The 16,948-nt window shown below is 71.1% G+C and carries 11 protein-coding genes and 1 pseudogene; 6 read left to right on the top strand and 6 right to left on the bottom strand.

The window, feature by feature from the left end; genetic code table 11:
* Positions 1-55: 55 nt before the first annotated feature.
* Positions 56-445: a cell division protein SepF gene (locus G3I56_RS21320; protein ID WP_164411232.1), complete on the bottom strand. Its 390-nt coding sequence runs from the start codon at positions 443-445 to the stop codon at positions 56-58.
* A gap of 293 nt (positions 446-738) precedes the next feature.
* Between G3I56_RS21320 and G3I56_RS21315 the strand changes: the two genes are divergently transcribed.
* Complete coding sequence (locus tag G3I56_RS21315) at positions 739-4,869, top strand: bifunctional nitrate reductase/sulfite reductase flavoprotein subunit alpha (protein WP_164411230.1); 4,131 nt, start codon at positions 739-741, stop codon at positions 4,867-4,869.
* Positions 4,870-4,998: 129 nt separating this feature from the next.
* A complete protein-coding gene (locus tag G3I56_RS21310) occupies positions 4,999-6,741 on the top strand; it encodes a hypothetical protein (RefSeq protein ID WP_343240016.1) in 1,743 nt (580 codons plus the stop codon).
* A gap of 32 nt (positions 6,742-6,773) precedes the next feature.
* On the opposite strand, the gene G3I56_RS21305 is transcribed toward G3I56_RS21310, so the two are convergent.
* Positions 6,774-7,289: a YceI family protein gene (locus G3I56_RS21305; protein WP_164411228.1), complete on the bottom strand. Its 516-nt coding sequence runs from the start codon at positions 7,287-7,289 to the stop codon at positions 6,774-6,776.
* 178 nt (positions 7,290-7,467) lie between these two features.
* Between G3I56_RS21305 and G3I56_RS21300 the strand changes: the two genes are divergently transcribed.
* Positions 7,468-7,980: a winged helix DNA-binding protein gene (locus G3I56_RS21300; protein ID WP_164411226.1), complete on the top strand. Its 513-nt coding sequence runs from the start codon at positions 7,468-7,470 to the stop codon at positions 7,978-7,980.
* Between the two features lie 22 nt (positions 7,981-8,002).
* On the opposite strand, the gene G3I56_RS21295 is transcribed toward G3I56_RS21300, so the two are convergent.
* Both G3I56_RS21295 and G3I56_RS21290 read right to left on the bottom strand, forming a co-directional pair.
* Entirely contained in the window at positions 8,003-8,680 is a 678-nt protein-coding gene (locus G3I56_RS21295) for a sigma-70 family RNA polymerase sigma factor (protein WP_343240015.1), read from the bottom strand.
* A gap of 233 nt (positions 8,681-8,913) precedes the next feature.
* Complete coding sequence (locus G3I56_RS21290; protein WP_164411222.1) at positions 8,914-9,597, bottom strand: hypothetical protein; 684 nt, start codon at positions 9,595-9,597, stop codon at positions 8,914-8,916.
* Between the two features lie 313 nt (positions 9,598-9,910).
* Here G3I56_RS21290 and G3I56_RS21285 point away from each other — a divergent pair, with 313 nt between their 5' ends.
* The 3 genes and pseudogenes from G3I56_RS21285 to G3I56_RS21275 all read left to right on the top strand — a co-directional run.
* Positions 9,911-10,909 (top strand): TIGR01777 family oxidoreductase, encoded by a 999-nt coding sequence (locus G3I56_RS21285; protein WP_164411220.1) that lies wholly within the window; start codon positions 9,911-9,913, stop codon positions 10,907-10,909.
* A gap of 52 nt (positions 10,910-10,961) precedes the next feature.
* Positions 10,962-12,425: an alpha/beta hydrolase gene (locus G3I56_RS21280; RefSeq protein WP_343240014.1), complete on the top strand. Its 1,464-nt coding sequence runs from the start codon at positions 10,962-10,964 to the stop codon at positions 12,423-12,425.
* Positions 12,426-12,467: 42 nt separating this feature from the next.
* A pseudogene (locus tag G3I56_RS21275) lies at positions 12,468-13,097 on the top strand (AraC family transcriptional regulator); the annotation flags it as partial.
* Positions 13,098-13,115: 18 nt separating this feature from the next.
* On the opposite strand, the gene G3I56_RS21270 reads toward G3I56_RS21275, so the two are convergent.
* Positions 13,116-14,444, bottom strand: a complete 1,329-nt coding sequence (locus G3I56_RS21270) for a class I SAM-dependent RNA methyltransferase (RefSeq protein WP_164411218.1) — start codon at positions 14,442-14,444, stop codon at positions 13,116-13,118.
* A gap of 124 nt (positions 14,445-14,568) precedes the next feature.
* Positions 14,569-16,617, bottom strand: a complete 2,049-nt coding sequence (locus G3I56_RS21265) for an APC family permease (RefSeq protein ID WP_164411216.1) — start codon at positions 16,615-16,617, stop codon at positions 14,569-14,571.
* Positions 16,618-16,948: the final 331 nt, after the last annotated feature.

The raw sequence follows: 16,948 nt of genomic DNA, 5'->3' as shown, positions 1-16,948 counted from the left end.
TCCGCCCGCCGCACCTTCCTACGAACGGGGGACGGATCTCGTGGCGAGGCCGGTCTCAGTGCTCCGGAATCCCCGCTCCCCCCATGAGCCCCCCGACCTCTGTGCCGGGCGGGGTGAGAAGGAACACGTTCCGGTCGACCCGGTGCATCCCGCTCGAGAGGCCGAAGACGACGCCCGTGCTGAAATCGAGGACCCGCTTGGCGGTGTCCGCCTCGGCGCTCGTCAGGTCGAGGAGTACCGGGATGCCCGCCATCAGCGTCTCCGCCACCTCGCGCGCGTCCGCAAAGACGTTGACGCGCAGGACGACGAAACGGCGCCTGGCCTCGGTCGCCGCCTCGGGTATCGACCGGTGGCCCACCGCGGACGGCCAGGCGTCCCGGCCTCTGAGCGGTACGACCTGGGCGAGCCCCTCCCACTGTTCGTCGGTGACATCGTGGCTCCTCATCGGCACACTCCGCCCTGGCTCGCACTGACTGTCTGCATCAGCCAATTCTTACTCATGGTCACCCGATCGGCCCAATACGACACGCTCAGCGACCTCCTGTGTGAGAAAAACCCGAACACCTATACGTACCTCACAGCACTGACACTCCGGCTGTGCAGCGGGTGTAACCGCTCATGATCGGATCACGTGACATCGACGTAACGGGCAATTCGTACGCTCGGCGGTAGCAGTCCCGCATGGAGAAGAACAGCGAGAGACAGCGAAAGACAGAGCAGGTCGGAGAGAGGCAGCACGTGACCACAACCCCCACGACCACGCAGGTGCGGACCGTGTGCTCGTACTGCGGGGTGGGCTGCGGAATCGTGCTGGACGTCGGGCTCGGACCCGACGGACGGCGTACGGTCTTCAAGGCGTCCGGGGACAAGGCGCATCCCGCGAACGCCGGGCGGCTGTGCACCAAGGGCGCGACCACCGCCGACATGCTCAGCGCACCCGGCCGGCTGACCACCGCGCTGGTCCGGGACGGCCTCGACGACCGGGGCGAGGAGCTGGTGCCCGCGCCCGTCGCGGACGCCATCGCTGAGACCGCGCGCCGGCTGCGCGCCATCGTCGACGAGCACGGGCCGGACGCCGTCGCCTTCTATGTGTCCGGGCAGATGGGCCTGGAGGCCCAGTACCTGGCGAACAAGCTGGCCAAGGGGTTCGTGGGCACGAACCAGATCGAGTCGAACTCCCGGCTGTGTATGGCGAGCGCGGGCACCGGATACAAGCTGTCGCTGGGCGCCGACGGGCCGCCCGGCTCGTACGACGACTTCGACCACGCCGACGCCTTTCTCGTCATCGGGTCGAACATGGCCGACTGCCATCCGATCCTGTTCCTGCGGATGATGGAGCGGGTCAAGGCGGGGGCGAAGCTCATCGTGGTCGACCCACGGCGTACCGCCACCGCCGCCAAGGCCGATCTGTTCCTGCAGATCAGGCCCGGGACGGATCTGGCCTTCCTCAACGGCCTGCTCCATCTCCTGCACGCCGACGGGTACACGGACCAGGAGTTCATCGCCGCCCACACCGAGGGCTGGGAGGAGATGCCGGCCTTCCTCGCCGACTACGCGCCGGACGCCGTCTCCGCGATCACCGGCATCCCCGAGGACGACATCCGGGAAGCGGCGCGGATCATCGGGGAAGCCAGTGCGTCCGGTGAGTGGATGAGCTGCTGGACCATGGGGCTCAACCAGTCCACGCACGGTACCTGGAACACGAACGCCCTGGTCAACCTGCATCTCGCCACCGGCGCGATCTGCCGCCCCGGCAGCGGGCCGTTCTCCCTCACCGGGCAGCCCAACGCGATGGGCGGCCGGGAGATGGGGTACATGGGGCCGGGGCTTCCCGGGCAGCGGTCCGTGCTGGTGGACGAGGAGCGGGCGTTCGTCGAGGAGCTGTGGGAGCTGCCGGCCGGCACGCTCCGCAAGGACGGCGCCGGGCACGGCACGATCGAGATGTTCCGGCGGATGGCCGAGGGGCGCATCAAGGCCTGCTGGATCATCTGCACCAACCCGGTCGCCTCGGTCGCCAACCGCCGTACGGTCATCGAGGGCCTGGAGGCCGCCGAGTTCGTCGTCACCCAGGACGTCTTCGCCGAGACCGAGACCAACGCGTACGCCGATGTCGTCCTGCCCGGCGCGATGTGGACCGAGGCGGAGGGCGTCCTCGTCAACAGCGAGCGCGGTCTCACCCTCGCCCGGGCCGCCGTCGACCCGCCCGGCGACGCCATGGCCGACTGGCGGATCATCGCGGCCGTCGCCCGCGCGATGGGGTTCGAGGGGTTCGCGTACGAAAGCGCGGAGGACGTCTTCGAGGAGCTCAAGCGGGCGTGGAACCCGAAGACCGGCTGGGATCTTCGCGGGGTCACCTACGAGCGGCTGCGCGAGACTCCCGTGCAGTGGCCGGCGGCCTCGGTGGACGGGCCCGCGCGCAATCCCATCCGGTACCGGGAGCAGGAGGGGGCGGGACCGCGGTTCCCCACTGCCAGCGGGCGTGGCGTCTTCCACGCCCGGCCGCATCTGCCCGCCGCCGAACTGCCCGACGACGACTTCCCGTTCGTCCTGAACACCGGGCGCGTGCAGCACCAGTGGCACACCCTGACGAAGACGGGGAAGGTCGCCCAGCTCAACAAGCTGAACTCCGGGCCGTTCGTGGAGGTGCATCCCGAGGACGCCCGGGAGTTGGGGGTCGAGGACGGCGACTCCGTCGAGGTCGCCTCGCGGCGCGGACGGGCCGTACTGCCGGCCGTCGTCACGGACCGCGTGCGGAGGGGTTGCGTCTTCGCGCCCTTCCACTGGAACGACCTCTTCGGGGAATACCTCAGCATCAACGCGGTGACGAGCGACGCGGTCGATCCGCTGTCCCTGCAGCCGGAGTTCAAGGTGTGCGCGGTGTCCCTGGTGAAGGTGCACCGGCCCGAGGCTCAGGTGCAGCGCCCTGAAGCCCCTCCATCCGCTCTCCCTCAAGTTCCGGTCGCCGTGCCGGAGTTCGCGTTCACACCCGCGCCCCCGCCCGTTCTCAGCTCGCAGGAACGCCAGTACCTCTCGGGTTTCCTCGCCGGAATCCCCACCGGTGCCGCGGGAATCCCCGTGCTGCCCGCCTCCGCTCCCTTCAGCGCCGAGCACGCCGACTGGGTGAACGGAATGCTCGCCGGCATGTACTCCAGGACGGAGGAGGCCCCGCCGCAGGAACGGGTCGGTGTCGGGGTCGAGGTCGGCGGGCGTGAGGTCGTCGTGCTGTGGGCCTCGCAGACCGGCAACGCCGAGGAACTCGCCGGTGCGGCGGCCGAGCGGCTGAACGCCGGCGGGCACCGGGCGAGGCTCGTCGGCATGGACGAGGCCGATGTGACCGCCCTCGCGCGCAGTGCCGATCTCCTCTTCATCACCAGTACGTTCGGCGACGGCGACGCCCCCGACAACGGCTCCGGCTTCTGGGACTCGCTCTCCGGGGAGCAGGCACCACGGCTGGACGGCGTGCGGTACGCCGTACTCGCGCTGGGCGACTCCTCGTACGACGACTTCTGCGGGCACGGGCGCCGACTGGACGCGCGGCTCGACGAGTTGGGGGCGGTGCGGATCACTCCGCGCACCGACTGCGAGCCCGACTTCGAACCGTCGGCGGACGCGTGGCTCGACCAGGTCCTCGACGTGCTGGACCCGAGCGCCACGAACGGCACCACGGGCACGGAGACCGAGCAGGAGCAGCGGGCGGGCGGTACGGCTTCCCCGGCCTCAACTCCCGTCCCCTCCCCTGCCGTCCGGTCCGCCAAGCCCGCCGCCTCGCCCGCCCGGCTCGTCGGCAACCGGCTGCTCAGCCTGCCCGGCGCGACCAAGGAGGTGCGCCGGTTCACCTTCGACACGAGCGGTACGGCACTGACGTACGAAGCGGGTGACGCGCTCGGGGTGCGGCCCGTCAACTCCACGTCCCTGGTGGCGGAATGGCTGGCCGTGACCGGACTGGACGCGTCAACCGGCGTGCGGGTGGAGGGAGTCGGTGAGTTCTCGCTCTCCGAGGCGCTGCACCGGCAGCTCGACATCACCCGGATCACACCCGACCTGCTGCGCTTCGTCTCCGAACGAGCCCGGGACAACCGCGAGTTGAAGAAGCTGATGCGGTCGGACAACAAGGACGGGCTGGCCCGCTGGTCGTGGGGTCGGCAGGCCGTGGACGTGGTCGCCGAGTACGGGGTGCGGGCGTCCGCACAGGAGTGGGTGACGGTGCTGCGGCGGATGCAGCCCCGGCTGTACTCCATATCGTCGAGCCCGCTCGTCGACCCGGCGCGGGTGTCGCTGACGGTGTCCGTGGTGCGGTACGAGAACCTGCACGGCCGGCCGCGCGGCGGGGTCTGCTCGCCCTTCCTGGCCGACGCTGGGCCGGACACTGCGGTGCCCGTCTTCGTGCAGCGCTCGCCGTACTTCAGGCCCCCCGGGGACGCCTCGACGCCGATGGTGATGGTCGGGCCGGGTACCGGAGTGGCGCCGTTCGTGGGGTTCCTGGAGGAGCGGCGGGCGCTCGGGCACGCGGCGCCGAACTGGCTGTTCTTCGGCGAGCAGCACCGCGCCACCGACTTCTACTACGAGGACGAGCTGGCAGACCTGGTCGCCGAGGGCACGCTGACCCGCCTGGACACCGCGTTCTCCCGCGACCAGCGCAACAAGGTCTACGTCCAGGACCGGATGCGCGAGCACGGGCCCGAGCTGTGGCACTGGCTCCAGGAGGGCGCCCACTTCTACGTCTGCGGCGACGCCTCCCGTATGGCCAAGGACGTGGACCGGGCGCTGAGGGACATCGCGGTGGCACACGGCGGTCTGAGCGAGGACGAGGCGGGTGTGTACGTGAAGCAGCTCATCGCGGCGAAGCGCTATGTGCGGGACGTGTACTGAATGACGCCATGACGCGAGGCCGTCCGAATCGACATAAATGACTACTGGCGGACATTCTTACCGGCCTCACACCGGACCCTTCACCTCCACCCGCGTGCGGCACACCGGGCACGATTACGTTCCGGTGTCGTGCACTTGGCAGAAGCAGCGCCGGACATCACGGCGAAGACGGCCCCTCCGCGATCCCGGGCCCCGGAGGCCGACTCCCCCGCGCAGTGGCATCGCGTCCTGACGCTGCTCGCGACCGTCAGCCTGTTCATCGGTACGCGGGCGGTGTGGACGCAGGCCGCCAGCCACCGGCCCGTCGTCGCCGCCGTCATCTCGCTCTGCTATCTGTCGATCCTGGCCTGCGGAGTACTGGCGCTGACCGTCCGCCGGACGCGTTCGCTCGCCCACGTCGACCTGTGTGTCCTGGTCACGGCCGTGACACTGACCCTGTGCACGTTCGCCCTGAACCACGGCGGCGGCGACGAGGGCGTCCTCACCGCGCAGGCCGCCCGCGAACTGGTCGCCGGGCACCCGGTGTACGGGCAGCCCTGGCCTTGGCTCTTCCAGCACAACCCCGACGTCGCCCTGACCCCGACGATGAACGGCGGCTACGACCTCACGTACGGCTACCCGCCCCTGGCCCCTCTGCTGACCGCGCCGTTCCTGTGGCTCGGGCACGGCGCGCTCGCGGCGACCGCGGTGACGACCGGGGCGCTGCTCGTCGGTGCGGTGACACTGTGGCGGCTGCTGCCGGTGCCGTGGCGGTCGGCGGCGACCATGGCGTGTCTGGGCTTCGGTTTCCTGCCGAGTTACGCGCGGCTCGGCTACCCGGCGATCATCGGGCTCGCGCTGCTCATCCCGGTGGTGGTGCGCTGGCCGCGGCTCGGTGCGGGCGGGCGGCTCGGGTGGGGCGGCCTCGCGCGGGCTGCCTGTCTGGGCGCGGCCTGCGCGGCGAAGCAACTGCCGTGGTTCCTCGTGCCGTTCCTGCTGGCCGGGATCTACGCCGTGCGCCGGGGTGAGCTGGGCGCCCGGCCCGCCGCCGGGGTGGTGCTGCGGATCGCCGGTACGGCGGTCACCGTATGGCTGCTGATCAACACGTACTTCGTCGTGAGTGAACCGCGCACCTGGGCGGGCGGGGTCGCGCTGCCGCTGACGCAGAACGCGACGATCCACGGGCAGGGCCTGGTGGGCGTAGCGCTGTACTACACCACCGGCAGCGACCGGCTGGCCTGGTACAGCCACGCGAGCATGCTGCTGACGGGGGCCCTGCTGGCGCTGCTCGTCCTGTTCGTGCGACGGCTCGGTCCGGCGGCCATGGTGCTGCCGTGGTGCGCCTTCTTCCTGGCGACGCGTTCGCAGGACGGCTACTACCTGCTGATGACCCCGCTGTGGCTGGCCGCCGCGGTGACCACGCCGGCCGCGTCGTTCGCCGGCGCGTGGCAGCCCCGGCCGCGCTTCCTGTCGGGTCCGCGCGGGCGTCCCGCGCTGGTCGCGACGGCCGCGCTGCTCCTCGTACCGGCGCTGGCGAGTGCCGCCGTGGCGGCGACGGGTTCGCCGCCGCTGCGGATGCGGGTGACGAGGGTGCTCACGGTCCGGCCGGGCGCCGTGTCGGAGCTGACCCTCCGGGTCACGAACGTGGACGACAGCGCCCTCACACCCCATTTCACGCTCACCACCGGTCAGGGCATGAGTCGCTGGTGGAAGGTGGTCCGGGGGCCGGCCACGCTGCCCGCCCGCGCGAGCGCCGTCTACCGGCTCCAGCCGCCCGGACCGGTGTTCCACGTGCCCCGGCGCCCTGGTACGCGGATCCGGCTGCGCGTCTTCACGGCGTCGCCGGACACGCTGTCGAGCATGGACGTCAGGCTGCCGGGCGAGCGGCCGTAGAGCCCTGCGGCCCTGCGGCACCGCCCCTCAGCTCAGGCGGGGGTGCGGCTGAAGCGGAGAGTAGCCGTGACCGTCGTAAGGCCGCGGATCATGCCCAGCTGGTTCCAGCCCAGGCCGAACTGGCCGCGGTCCACGGTGAACTCCGCGTCCAGGGTGAGCGCGTCGGCGCCTGCGTCGGTGAGGCGCGCGGTGAGGGTCGTGGGGCGGCTGATGCCGCGCACGGTCAGCTGACCGTTGACGTCGACCGTGTCGCCGTCGCGGAGTTCGGCGCCACGCACCGCGAAGGTGATCTCGGGGTGGTTCTCGGCGTCGAAGAAGTCGGCTCCGTGCAGGTGCTTGTCACGCTTGGCGTGCTTGGTGTCCAGGGAGGCGGCGTCCAGGGTCAGGGTGCCCGTGGCGGAGCCGTCGGGGAGGACCTCGCCACCGCCGCCGGTGATGGCGAAGGTGCCGTTGACGGTGACCAGGTTCCACATCGTCTTGTGCTTGATGGCGACGGTGGAGGCCGTCCGGTCGAGCTGCCACAGGCCGGTTTCCACGGCAACGGTCATGAAATGTCTCCTGACAGGAACGAGGGTCGTGCGAGTTGTGCAAGGTGTGCGAGTCGCGCGACCCGAGTCATCCAAAGTCATCCAAATTTGGATGATGGGGCGATGGCGCCACGCTAGCCTGTTATCCAAATATGAACAACCCATAGTGCAAAATTGGACGACCGGTAGAATCGACGGCATGGCCGCCCCTCCCGAACACTCCGCAGAGCTGACCCGATGTCCCACCGCGCAGGAGGGCGGGCTGCTCCCGGCCGAGCTACGGGGCTGGATGGTCCTGCTGGCCGCGACCGGGGCGATCGAGCAGCGGCTCGGCCCCGTCCTCAAGGACACGCTCGGGGTCTCCCACGACGAGTTCCTGGTGCTGTGCCTGCTCGCCGAACGGCCCGACGGCGGGCTGCGGATGACCCGCATCGCGGAGCTGCTCGGCCGCCCCAAGACCCGGCTCACCTACCAGATCGCCTGCCTCTCGCACGCCGGGCTGGTCACCCGGCGCTCGGTGTGCGGCGACAAGCGGGGCGTCGAGGTGGCCCTCACCGACAAGGGCCGCCGCGTGTTCACGGAGGCCTCTCCGACGCTGGCCGACACCGTCGGCTCGGGGCTCGCGGAGATCGGCCCCGAGGAACGCGAGACGATGTGCGGGCTGCTGCCGGAGAACCCGGAGCGGGCGGACGCGGGCAGGGAGAAGCGGTGAGCTCCCTGCCGCGTCCCCCGCGTCAGGCGGCCAGCACCGCCGGCGGGTGCTCGTTCGCGACCTCGGACGCGGACTCCGGCGCCGCCTGACTCTCGGCCTCCGTGAGCAGGTCGACGAGGGTCGCGCGGGCCCGGGCCACGCGTGAACGCACCGTCCCCACCGGGCAGTCGCTGACCTCGGCCGCCTCCGCGTAGGGCAGCCCCATCAGTTGCGTGAGGACGAACGCCTCGCGCCGCTCGTCGGGCAGCGCGGCCAGCAGGTCGAGGAGCGCGACCCCGTCGTCGAAGCCGGGCAGCCCGCGCGGCTGAGCCAGTTCGACGGTCAGCCGCCAGTCTTCCGTGTCGCACAACCGGGGCCGGGCGGCGGCGTGCCGGAAGCTGTCGATCACCGCGCGCCGCGCGATGGCCATCAGCCAGGAGCGTGCCGAGGACCGCCCCTCGAACCGGTGCAAACTGCCGAGCGCCCGCAGGAACGTGTCCTGGGCCAGGTCGTCGGCGGCCTGCGGATCGGCGCAGAGACGGGCGACGTACCGCACCACATCGCGGTGCAGGGCTCCGACGAAACGTTCGACGGCGACCGGATCGCCACCACGGGCGGCGAGCGCCCAGGCGGTTATCGACTCGTCGACCGAGAGGGCCGGGGAGGCCGGGAGGGTCGAGAGGATCGGGAGGGTCGGGGCGGGCAGTACAGGAGTGATCACCTGGTGTCCTTCTCGGATCATCCGGAATCCGGCAGGGCGGCCCACGCGACGCGGTGCGAGGCAGCACGACGCAAGGGCGGTGCGGTGCACGAGACGTCGTGGGCGCACGCCGCTACCGGCAGAGGGAGGACGGCCGTCCGTGAGGGTGGGTGCGGCCGAGGCCCGGGGCTCCCGCGGGGGCCGACACGGATCGCGTCGGTGCCACCTGGAGCGGTCCCGGGGAACCAGCTGTCTCAGACGACAGCGAGCCCTGTCGGCGGGCCCCGAGAGGTGATCACGTGGACGAGCGGGAGCAGCCGCGGCGCCCGGTCCGAGCCGCTGCGCCGCAGGTGCGGACGGGGGCGGTCCGGCGTCGCGGGCAGCGCGAGCGCCAGCCGCAGCGGAGCCGCCAGCCGACCGGCCACCGCCCGCAGGATGCGGAACGCGGCCCGCTCGCCGTACGCCAGCCACAGACCGCACAGCAGCGCGGCGAGCGTGTGGGCGGCGAGCATGCCGTACGAGGACGACAGGACGTCCATGCCATGGCCGCCGTGGGCCAGGTGACCCACGCCAGCGCCCATGTCCATGCCCATGCCGGTGACTGCGCTGGTGCCGGCCATGTCCATGGAGTCCATCGCCATGCCCGCTGAACCCGCACCCGCGTCCGCGCCCGTGCCCGTCCCCGTGCTCCGGGTGAGCGAGAACGCCGAGTGGAGCGCGCCCTGGGCGACGACCACCACGCCCACGACCAGCGGGAGTCCGCGCTCGCGGCCGGTCAGGCACCAGCCCGCGCCGCCCGTGACCAGGGCCCCGGCTGCCAGCGTCCACCAGGCGACGGCGGATCCGGACATCAGCACATGGCCGAGGGCGGCGAGCAGCACACAGACGGCCGCGAACACCGCGGCCCGTAGCGTGCGTGCACCCCACCCGGCAGTCATGACGGCTCTCATCCTCCTGTCCGGCGCTCGAACGTCACCGGTAGGTACGCAAAGTACCGATCAACGGTTCGACGGGGTACCCCCGGCCGGTCGGCGGGGTTCCTCCGGACACCCTGCAGATGCTCCGTCCGACCTGCGAGTTCCCAGTCCGGAGGCATGAAGGGGAACGCTTCCCCGCCGAACTCCGGCCCCCGCACTCAGATCGAACCCACAGATCCTGTCAGCACCGCCACCGAATCCCGGGCGCTTTTTGAACACGTTCAAATATTTGCGCTACTCTCTCACCAACACGTTCCAAGCCCTAGGGGGAGCCGTGAAGGTAGTCATACCCGGAGGAACCGGTCAGGTGGGTGGCATCCTGAACCGAGCGCTCACCGCCGCGGGTCACGACGTCACCGTCCTGACCCGACGGCCGGCGCACGACCGGGAGATCGGCTGGGACGGCGAGACCCTGGGCGCCTGGTCCGAGGCGGTCGACGGCAGCGACGTCGTGATCAACCTGGCGGGCCGCAGCGTCAGCTGCCGCTACACGCCCGCCAACCTGCGGGCCATGATGGACTCGCGCGTGCACTCCGCCCAGGTCGTCGGCGAGGCGATCGCAGGCGCCGCGCGGCCTCCCCGGCTCTGGCTCCAGATGAGCACCGCCACGGTCTACGCCCACCGCTTCGACGCCCCGAACGACGAGGCGACCGGCGTCATCGGCGGCGCCGAACCCGGCGTACCGGACTACTGGGCCTACAGCGTCGACATCGCCAAGGCCTGGGAGAGGGCCCAGGAGCAGGCGGCGACCCCCGCGACGCGCAAGGTCGCCCTGCGGACAGCCATGGTGATGAGCCCGGACCGCGGCGGCGTCCTCGACGTCCTGCTGCGGCTGGCCCGGCTCGGCCTCGGCGGCCCGGTCGCGGGCGGCGCGCAGTACGTGTCCTGGATCCACGACCACGACTTCGTACGAGCCGTCGAGTTCCTGGCCGACCGGGACGACCTCACCGGCCCGGTGAACCTCGCCGCTCCCCACCCCCTTCCGCAGCGCGCGTTCATGCGCGCGCTGCGCGCCGCGTGGGGCGTTCCGGTGGGTCTGCCCGCGACGCGGTGGATGGCGGAGCTGGGCGCGTTCGCGCTCCGCTCGGACACCGAACTCCTGCTGAAGAGCCGCCGTGTCGTTCCCGGCAGGCTGCTCGACGCGGGCTTCACCTTCGAACACGCCGAGTGGCCGGAGGCCGCCGCCGACCTCGTACGCCGGGTGCGTGCCAGGGCGGGGACGAGCGGCGGAACCCCGGACGCGACTGTCGCCAACGGCCGGTCCGTGCGCTGACGGCGGACAGCCGACAGCGGCCCCGCCGAGGAGCCGCCGTGGAGTCGCGCAAGTGACCCCTGGTGCGTGGGCCGTCGAGGGCGAGGGGGAAGCTGGTCACGACCAACTCTCCCTGGAGGTACGTGAGATGACGAGCCGTCTGCCACGCCGTACGGTGCTGGGCGGAATGATCGGCGGTGTGGCGCTCGCCGCCGCCGGCACGGGGGCCGGATCCGCACTGGCCGCAGGACGAGCACCGGGCGCCGCCGGACAGGCAGCCGGCCCGGAGCCGTACGTGCCGGTGGCCGTGGGCGCCGGGGGCGGGCCCGCCGGGACGGACCGGGTGCATGTCCTGAAGGTCGGCCCCGGCACGGCGACCACCGTCCTCGTGCTGGTACCCGGCATGTTCGGGGCGGCCAACGACTTCCGGCTGCTGGCCCGTGACCTGGTCGCGGCCGTGCCCGGGTTGCAGGTGTGGGCCCTCGACCGCCGGGAGGAGAACCTCGCCGACCGGACGGGATTCACGGGCCCGGACCCCCTCTCCTACTATCTGGGCGGCCACTACCGCACCCAGGACCCGGCAGCCTCCCCCTTCGCCGCGCGCTGGGGCCTGCCCCTGACGCTCGCCGATCTCCGGGCCGTCGTCCGGTCGGCGGGGCGCGGTGGCCGGCGGGTGGTGCTCGGCGGGCACTCCTGGGGAGCGACGACCGCGATGGCGTACGCGGCCTGGGACTTCGACGGCTGCCCCGGCTACCGGGACCTCGCCGGGCTGGTGGCCGTCGACGGCGGGGTGCTCGGGGCCTTCGACGGGACGGGCGACCCGGTCCACGACTCGCCGGAGGAGGTACGGGAGCGGCTGGCGGCCATCGACGCCGGGGCGGTCTTCGACCTGACCCTGAGCGGTGTGGGGCTCGGCAGCCGCGCGGAGAGCACCCAGATCTGGTACCAGCTCGCCGGCCACTACGCGCTCCACGACCCCGACGGCACCTCGGTCCTCCAGCCCCGTCTGCCCGACGCCCTGCGCCTGCCGTACACCGTCACCAACGCGGCCCTGCTGGGCTTCTTCGTGGACGCCGGCTTCGGTTGGCCGAACGCCATCACCGTGCACTCGGGACACCTCGCCGACAGCGGGGACGTACGCGGCTGGGTCGACGCCGGGATCACACCGATAGGCCGGGTCGCGGCGGCGTACGCCGGTCCGGTGCCGACCGTGTGGGAGTGGTACTGGCCCGCCCGGCTCTCCGTCGACCTCGACGTCGCGGACGCCTACACCGACACCCCGCTCACCCGCTCCCTGGGCCTGCGACTGCACCACGCCGACCGTCTCGACGTACCGCTGTACGCCTTCGGGACGAGCCAGGCCAAGGGCACGATCGAGGAGGCGGCGCGCAGGGTGGTGGCCGGTTCCCGTATCCCGTACGCCACTTACGAGACGGACACCGGCATGAACCACCTCGACCCGCTCTTCGCGGCCCCGGGCCACAACACCCTGACGCGGACACTGGCGGAGTTCCTGAAGGGGCCGGCTGCCCGCTGAGGAAGGAAGCCTGCCCGGCCGGTTCCCCGCGAGGAACCGGCCGGCCCCCGAGCTCCGGGTGCCGGCGCCTGGGACACGGAAGGGGCCGACAGCACGCTCCTGATGAGTGCTCTGTACACCGTGGGCAGCGGCACCCCGGGCAGACTGCTCGCCGCGCTGCCACCCCTGGCCGTCATCGAGGCGCACGTGGGTGTCTGCCCGGTCGGCCGGACGACGTTCGAGGAGATCACCCGCGAGGAGCCCGGTCAGCAGATCCTCCTGGACCGGGTACTGGACCTGATGCTCATCACCGCCCTGCGCGCCTGGTTCACCCGCCCCGGCGCCCAGGTCCCCGCCTGGTACCGGGCGCACGGCGACCCCGTGGTCGGCCCCGCCCTGCGGATGCTGCGGAGCGACCCCGCCCACCCGTGGACCCTGCCGGCCCTGGCAGCGAGGACCGGCGTGTCCCGGGCCGGCCTGGCCCGCCGCTTCGCCGCCCTCGCCGGACAGCCGCCCATGACCTACCTGAGGAAACGGCGCCTGGCTCTGGCCGCCGACCTCCTGCGCGAGCCCGACGCCACGCTCGCCAAGGTGGCGGACCACGTCGGCTTCTCCAACGCCTTCGCTCTCAGCGCCGCGTTCAAACGGGAACACGGCGTCAGCCCGAGCGAGTACAGAACAAGCGTCACATGAGCCCCACGGAGCGGTGACTCAGGCGCCTTTTGCGGCCGGCTCCAGGATCGCGACACACTCCACGTGATGGGTCATCGGAAACAGGTCGAAGGCCCGCAACGTCCGCACCCGATACCCTCCCTCCCGGAAGTACCCCAGATCCCGCGCCAGCGCCGCCGGGTCGCACGCGACGTACGCGATCTTGCGTGCCCCAAGCTTCACCAGCTGCTCGACCGTCTTCCGGCCGGCCCCCGCGCGCGGCGGGTCCAGGACGATGAGGTCGACCTCGGTGATACCGGTGCGCGGCAGCACCGCCTCGACCTTGCCCTGTTCGATGCGGACGCGATCGAAGGCGGCGAGGTTGTGCCGGGCGTCCTCGACGGCGCGCTTGCCCGACTCGATGCCGAGGACCGCGCCCTTGTCGCCGATCCGGTCGGCGAGGGCGCCCGCGAAGAGGCCGACGCCGCAGTAGAGGTCGAGGGCCATGTCGCCCTTGCGCGGGAGCAGACCCTGCATGACCGCCTTCGTCAGCATGTCCGCCGCCGCCGGGTGGACCTGCCAGAAGCCACCGCTGCCGACCCGGTGTGTACGGCCGTCGGCGCGCTCACGGACGAAGCCGCGGCCGTGGACCCGGTGGATGCCGCCGTCGTGCTCCTCGACCCGCATGACGGAGACGGGCTTGTCGAGCTCGACCAGGGGCAGCCGGGCGCCCGGCTTCGGCTCCAGGATTACCATGCGGTCCTGGGATCCGGTCGCGGCGATCACGTCGACGGACTCCATGCCGGACCAGTCGTGCTTCTCGATGCCCAGCTCGCTGACGCCGGGCGCCGCGATCATGCAGTGCTCGATCGGCTCGACCTCGTGCGAACGGTGGTGCCGCAGCCCGGCGTTGCCGTCCGCGTCCACCGCGTACTGGACCCTCGTACGCCACTGGGGCACCTCGCCCGGCGGCAGTTTGTCGCCCTCGGCCGGCATGACCGTGCCGTCCCAGCCGGCCTCCTCGGGGGTCAGACCGGCGAGTCGCTGCAGCTGTTCGGTGATGACCTCGCCCTTGAGGCGGCGCTGGGCTCCCGGCTTGGCGTGCTGCCAGTCGCAGCCGCCGCAGCGGCCGGGTCCGGCGTACGGACAGGGGGCCTCGACCCGGTCCTTGGACGCCGTCAGCACCTCCACCGCGTCGGCGCGCAGGAACCGCGCCCCTTCCTCACCGTCCGTCACCCTGGCCACGACCCGCTCACCGGGCAGCGTGTGCCGGACGAAGAGCACCTGTCCGTCGTCCGTACGGGCGACACAGTGGCCGCCGTGGGCGACGGGACCGACCTCGACCTCGTACTCCTGCCCCGCCAGCGATTTCTTCGGTTCTGCCTGCATGGCGGGGTGACTCCAGGGGAGAGAAAAGGGAACGGCCGGACAACAGCCCACCAGTCTACGTGGGTGCCGCCCGACCACTCACCACAAGCCTTTACCAGACGTGGTCACCGACAACCGACAGCCGTCAGTTCTTCGAGCTCGGTTCGTGTGTCCGCTCCTGGGCCGGCCCGCGCCGGACGGATCCGGGCGCGTTCCAGTCCTGCCGCTTGCGGGCCCGCTTCTTGGCCACCTCGGACGACTCGAGCTGGTAGGGCACCGACGTCACCATCACGCCCGGCGTGAACAGCAGGCGCCCCTTGAGCCGCAGCGCGCTCTGATTGTGCAGCAGCTGCTCGTACCAGTGGCCGACCACGTACTCCGGGATGATCACGGACACGACGTCGCGCGGCGACTCCCGGCGCAGCCCCTTCACGTACTCGATCACGGGCCGGGTGATCTCCCGGTACGGCGAGTCGAGCACCTTCAGCGGGACGGTGATCCCCCGCCGCTCCCACTCCTCCTGGAGCGCCTTCGTCTCCGCCGGGTCGACGTTGACGCTGAGCGCCTCCAGCGTGTCGGAGCGCATCAGTTTCGCGTACGCGAGCGCGCGCAGCGTGGGCCGGTGGATCTTCGAGATCAGGACGACCGAGTGCACCCGGGACGGCCGTACGCTGTCGTCGCTCGGGCCTTCCGGGGCGGCGATCTCCTCGGAGACCCGGTCGTAGTGCTTACGGATCGCCGTCATCACCGCGTAGAAGATCACCATGCCGAGCAGCGCCACCCAGGCGCCGTGCGTGAACTTCGTACCGAGTACGACGACCAGCACCAGCCCGGTGAAGAAGGCGCCGAAGGTGTTGATGGCGCGGGAGCGGACCATCTGCCGGCGCTTCGTCTGGTCCTTCTCGGTGGCCAGGTGGCGGTTCCAGTGCCGGACCATGCCGGTCTGGCTGAGCGTGAAGGACACGAACACGCCGACGATGTACAGCTGGATGAGGCGGGTCGAGTCAGCCCCGTAGATCCACACCAGCAGGATGGCGGCGCCGGCGAGCAGCACGATTCCGTTGGAGAAGGCGAGCCGGTCGCCGCGCGTGTGCAGCTGGCGCGGGAGGTAGCGGTCCTGCGCGAGGATCGAACCGAGCAGCGGGAAGCCGTTGTACGCGGTGTTGGCGGCCAGGAAGAGCACCAGCGCGGTGGCGGCGGCGAGCAGGATGAAGAAGAAGCTGCCGTCACCGAACACGGCCTCGGCGACCTGCGAGATCACCGGGTTCTGGACGTAGCCGGAGCCGACCTCGACGCCCTTGTCCAGCAGGTCGTGCGCGGGGTTCTCGGCCATCCGCACCTTGGTGGTCATGGCCAGCACGATGATCCCGCAGAACATCGTGACGGCGAGGATGCCCATCGCCGCGAGCGTGCTCGCCGCGTTCTTGGACTTGGGTTTACGGAAGGCCGGCACACCGTTGGAGATGGCCTCGACGCCGGTGAGCGCGGCACAGCCGGAGGAGAAGGCGCGCAGCAGCAGGAACACGAGTGCGAACCCGGCCAGTCCCTGGTGTTCGGCCTTGATCTCGTACCCGGCCGTCGGCGCGCGCATGTGGTCGCCCAGCACCAGGCCGCGGTACGCGCCCCACGCGATCATGATGAAGACGCCCGCGACGAACACGTACGTCGGAATCGCGAACAGCTTCCCGGACTCCTTGACGCCCCGCAGGTTCATCAGCGTCAGCAGCACGATGACGGCGACCGCGCAGAACACCTTGTGCTCGACGACGAAGGGGACGGCGGAGCCGAGGTTCTCGATGCCGGAGGCGATGGACACGGCGACGGTCAGCACGTAGTCGACGAGCAGCGCGCTGGCGACCGTGAGGCCGGCCTTGGGGCCGAGGTTGGTGGTCGCCACCTCGTAGTCGCCGCCGCCGCTCGGGTAGGCGTGCACGTTCTGGCGGTAGGAGGCGACCACAGTGAACATCAGTACGACGACAGCGAGCGCGATCCACGGGCTGAAGTGGTACGCCGACACGCCCGCGATCGACAGGACCAGCAACACTTCCCCAGGGGCGTAGGCCACGGAGGAGAGGGGGTCGGAGGCGAAGACGGGGAGAGCGATGCGCTTCGGCAGGAGCGTTTCGCCGAGCCGATCACTGCGCAGTGCGCGCCCGATCAGGATCCGTTTGGGCACGTCGGTCAGTTTGGACACGGACAGGATCGTAAGCTCCCCGCCTTGCTCTGGGCACATCCGGGTGAAAACCCGACGGTCCGCCGAGTGAAATCCCGGCATCCGAGACAGGCGAACACCCCTGGGACCGCGTCCTCATGGCTATATGACGAAACCACAGCACCCCTTATGTCATCTTTAGCCAGCTTTCCGGCTTCCTCTCGCTCCTCTCGCTTCCTCTCTTGCCCGGGAGACCCCATGCCGCAACTCGCCGCGGAGCTGATCGGCGCCGCTCTCGCACTCGTCGTCCTCGTCCTGCTGACCGTGGCCAGCGTGCGCAGCATCAGCCGCAGGTAGACGGCCCGCGGGTACA

Origin of the sequence: Streptomyces sp. SID12488 (assembly GCF_010548275.1) — a bacterium.
Classification (GTDB): Bacteria; Actinomycetota; Actinomycetes; order Streptomycetales; family Streptomycetaceae; genus Streptomyces.
This window is presented reverse-complemented; position numbering and strand designations above follow the sequence as displayed.

Excerpts from the sequence above, each read along its gene's own strand:
- G3I56_RS21320 (WP_164411232.1), bottom strand. The coding sequence starts at position 445 with ATGAGGAGCCACGATGTCACCGACGAACAGTGGGAGGGGCTCGCCCAG.
- G3I56_RS21305 (WP_164411228.1), bottom strand. The coding sequence starts at position 7,289 with ATGACCGTTGCCGTGGAAACCGGCCTGTGGCAGCTCGACCGGACGGCC.
- G3I56_RS21300 (WP_164411226.1), top strand. The coding sequence starts at position 7,468 with ATGGCCGCCCCTCCCGAACACTCCGCAGAGCTGACCCGATGTCCCACC.
- G3I56_RS21290 (WP_164411222.1), bottom strand. The coding sequence starts at position 9,597 with ATGACTGCCGGGTGGGGTGCACGCACGCTACGGGCCGCGGTGTTCGCG.
- G3I56_RS21270 (WP_164411218.1), bottom strand. The coding sequence starts at position 14,444 with ATGCAGGCAGAACCGAAGAAATCGCTGGCGGGGCAGGAGTACGAGGTC.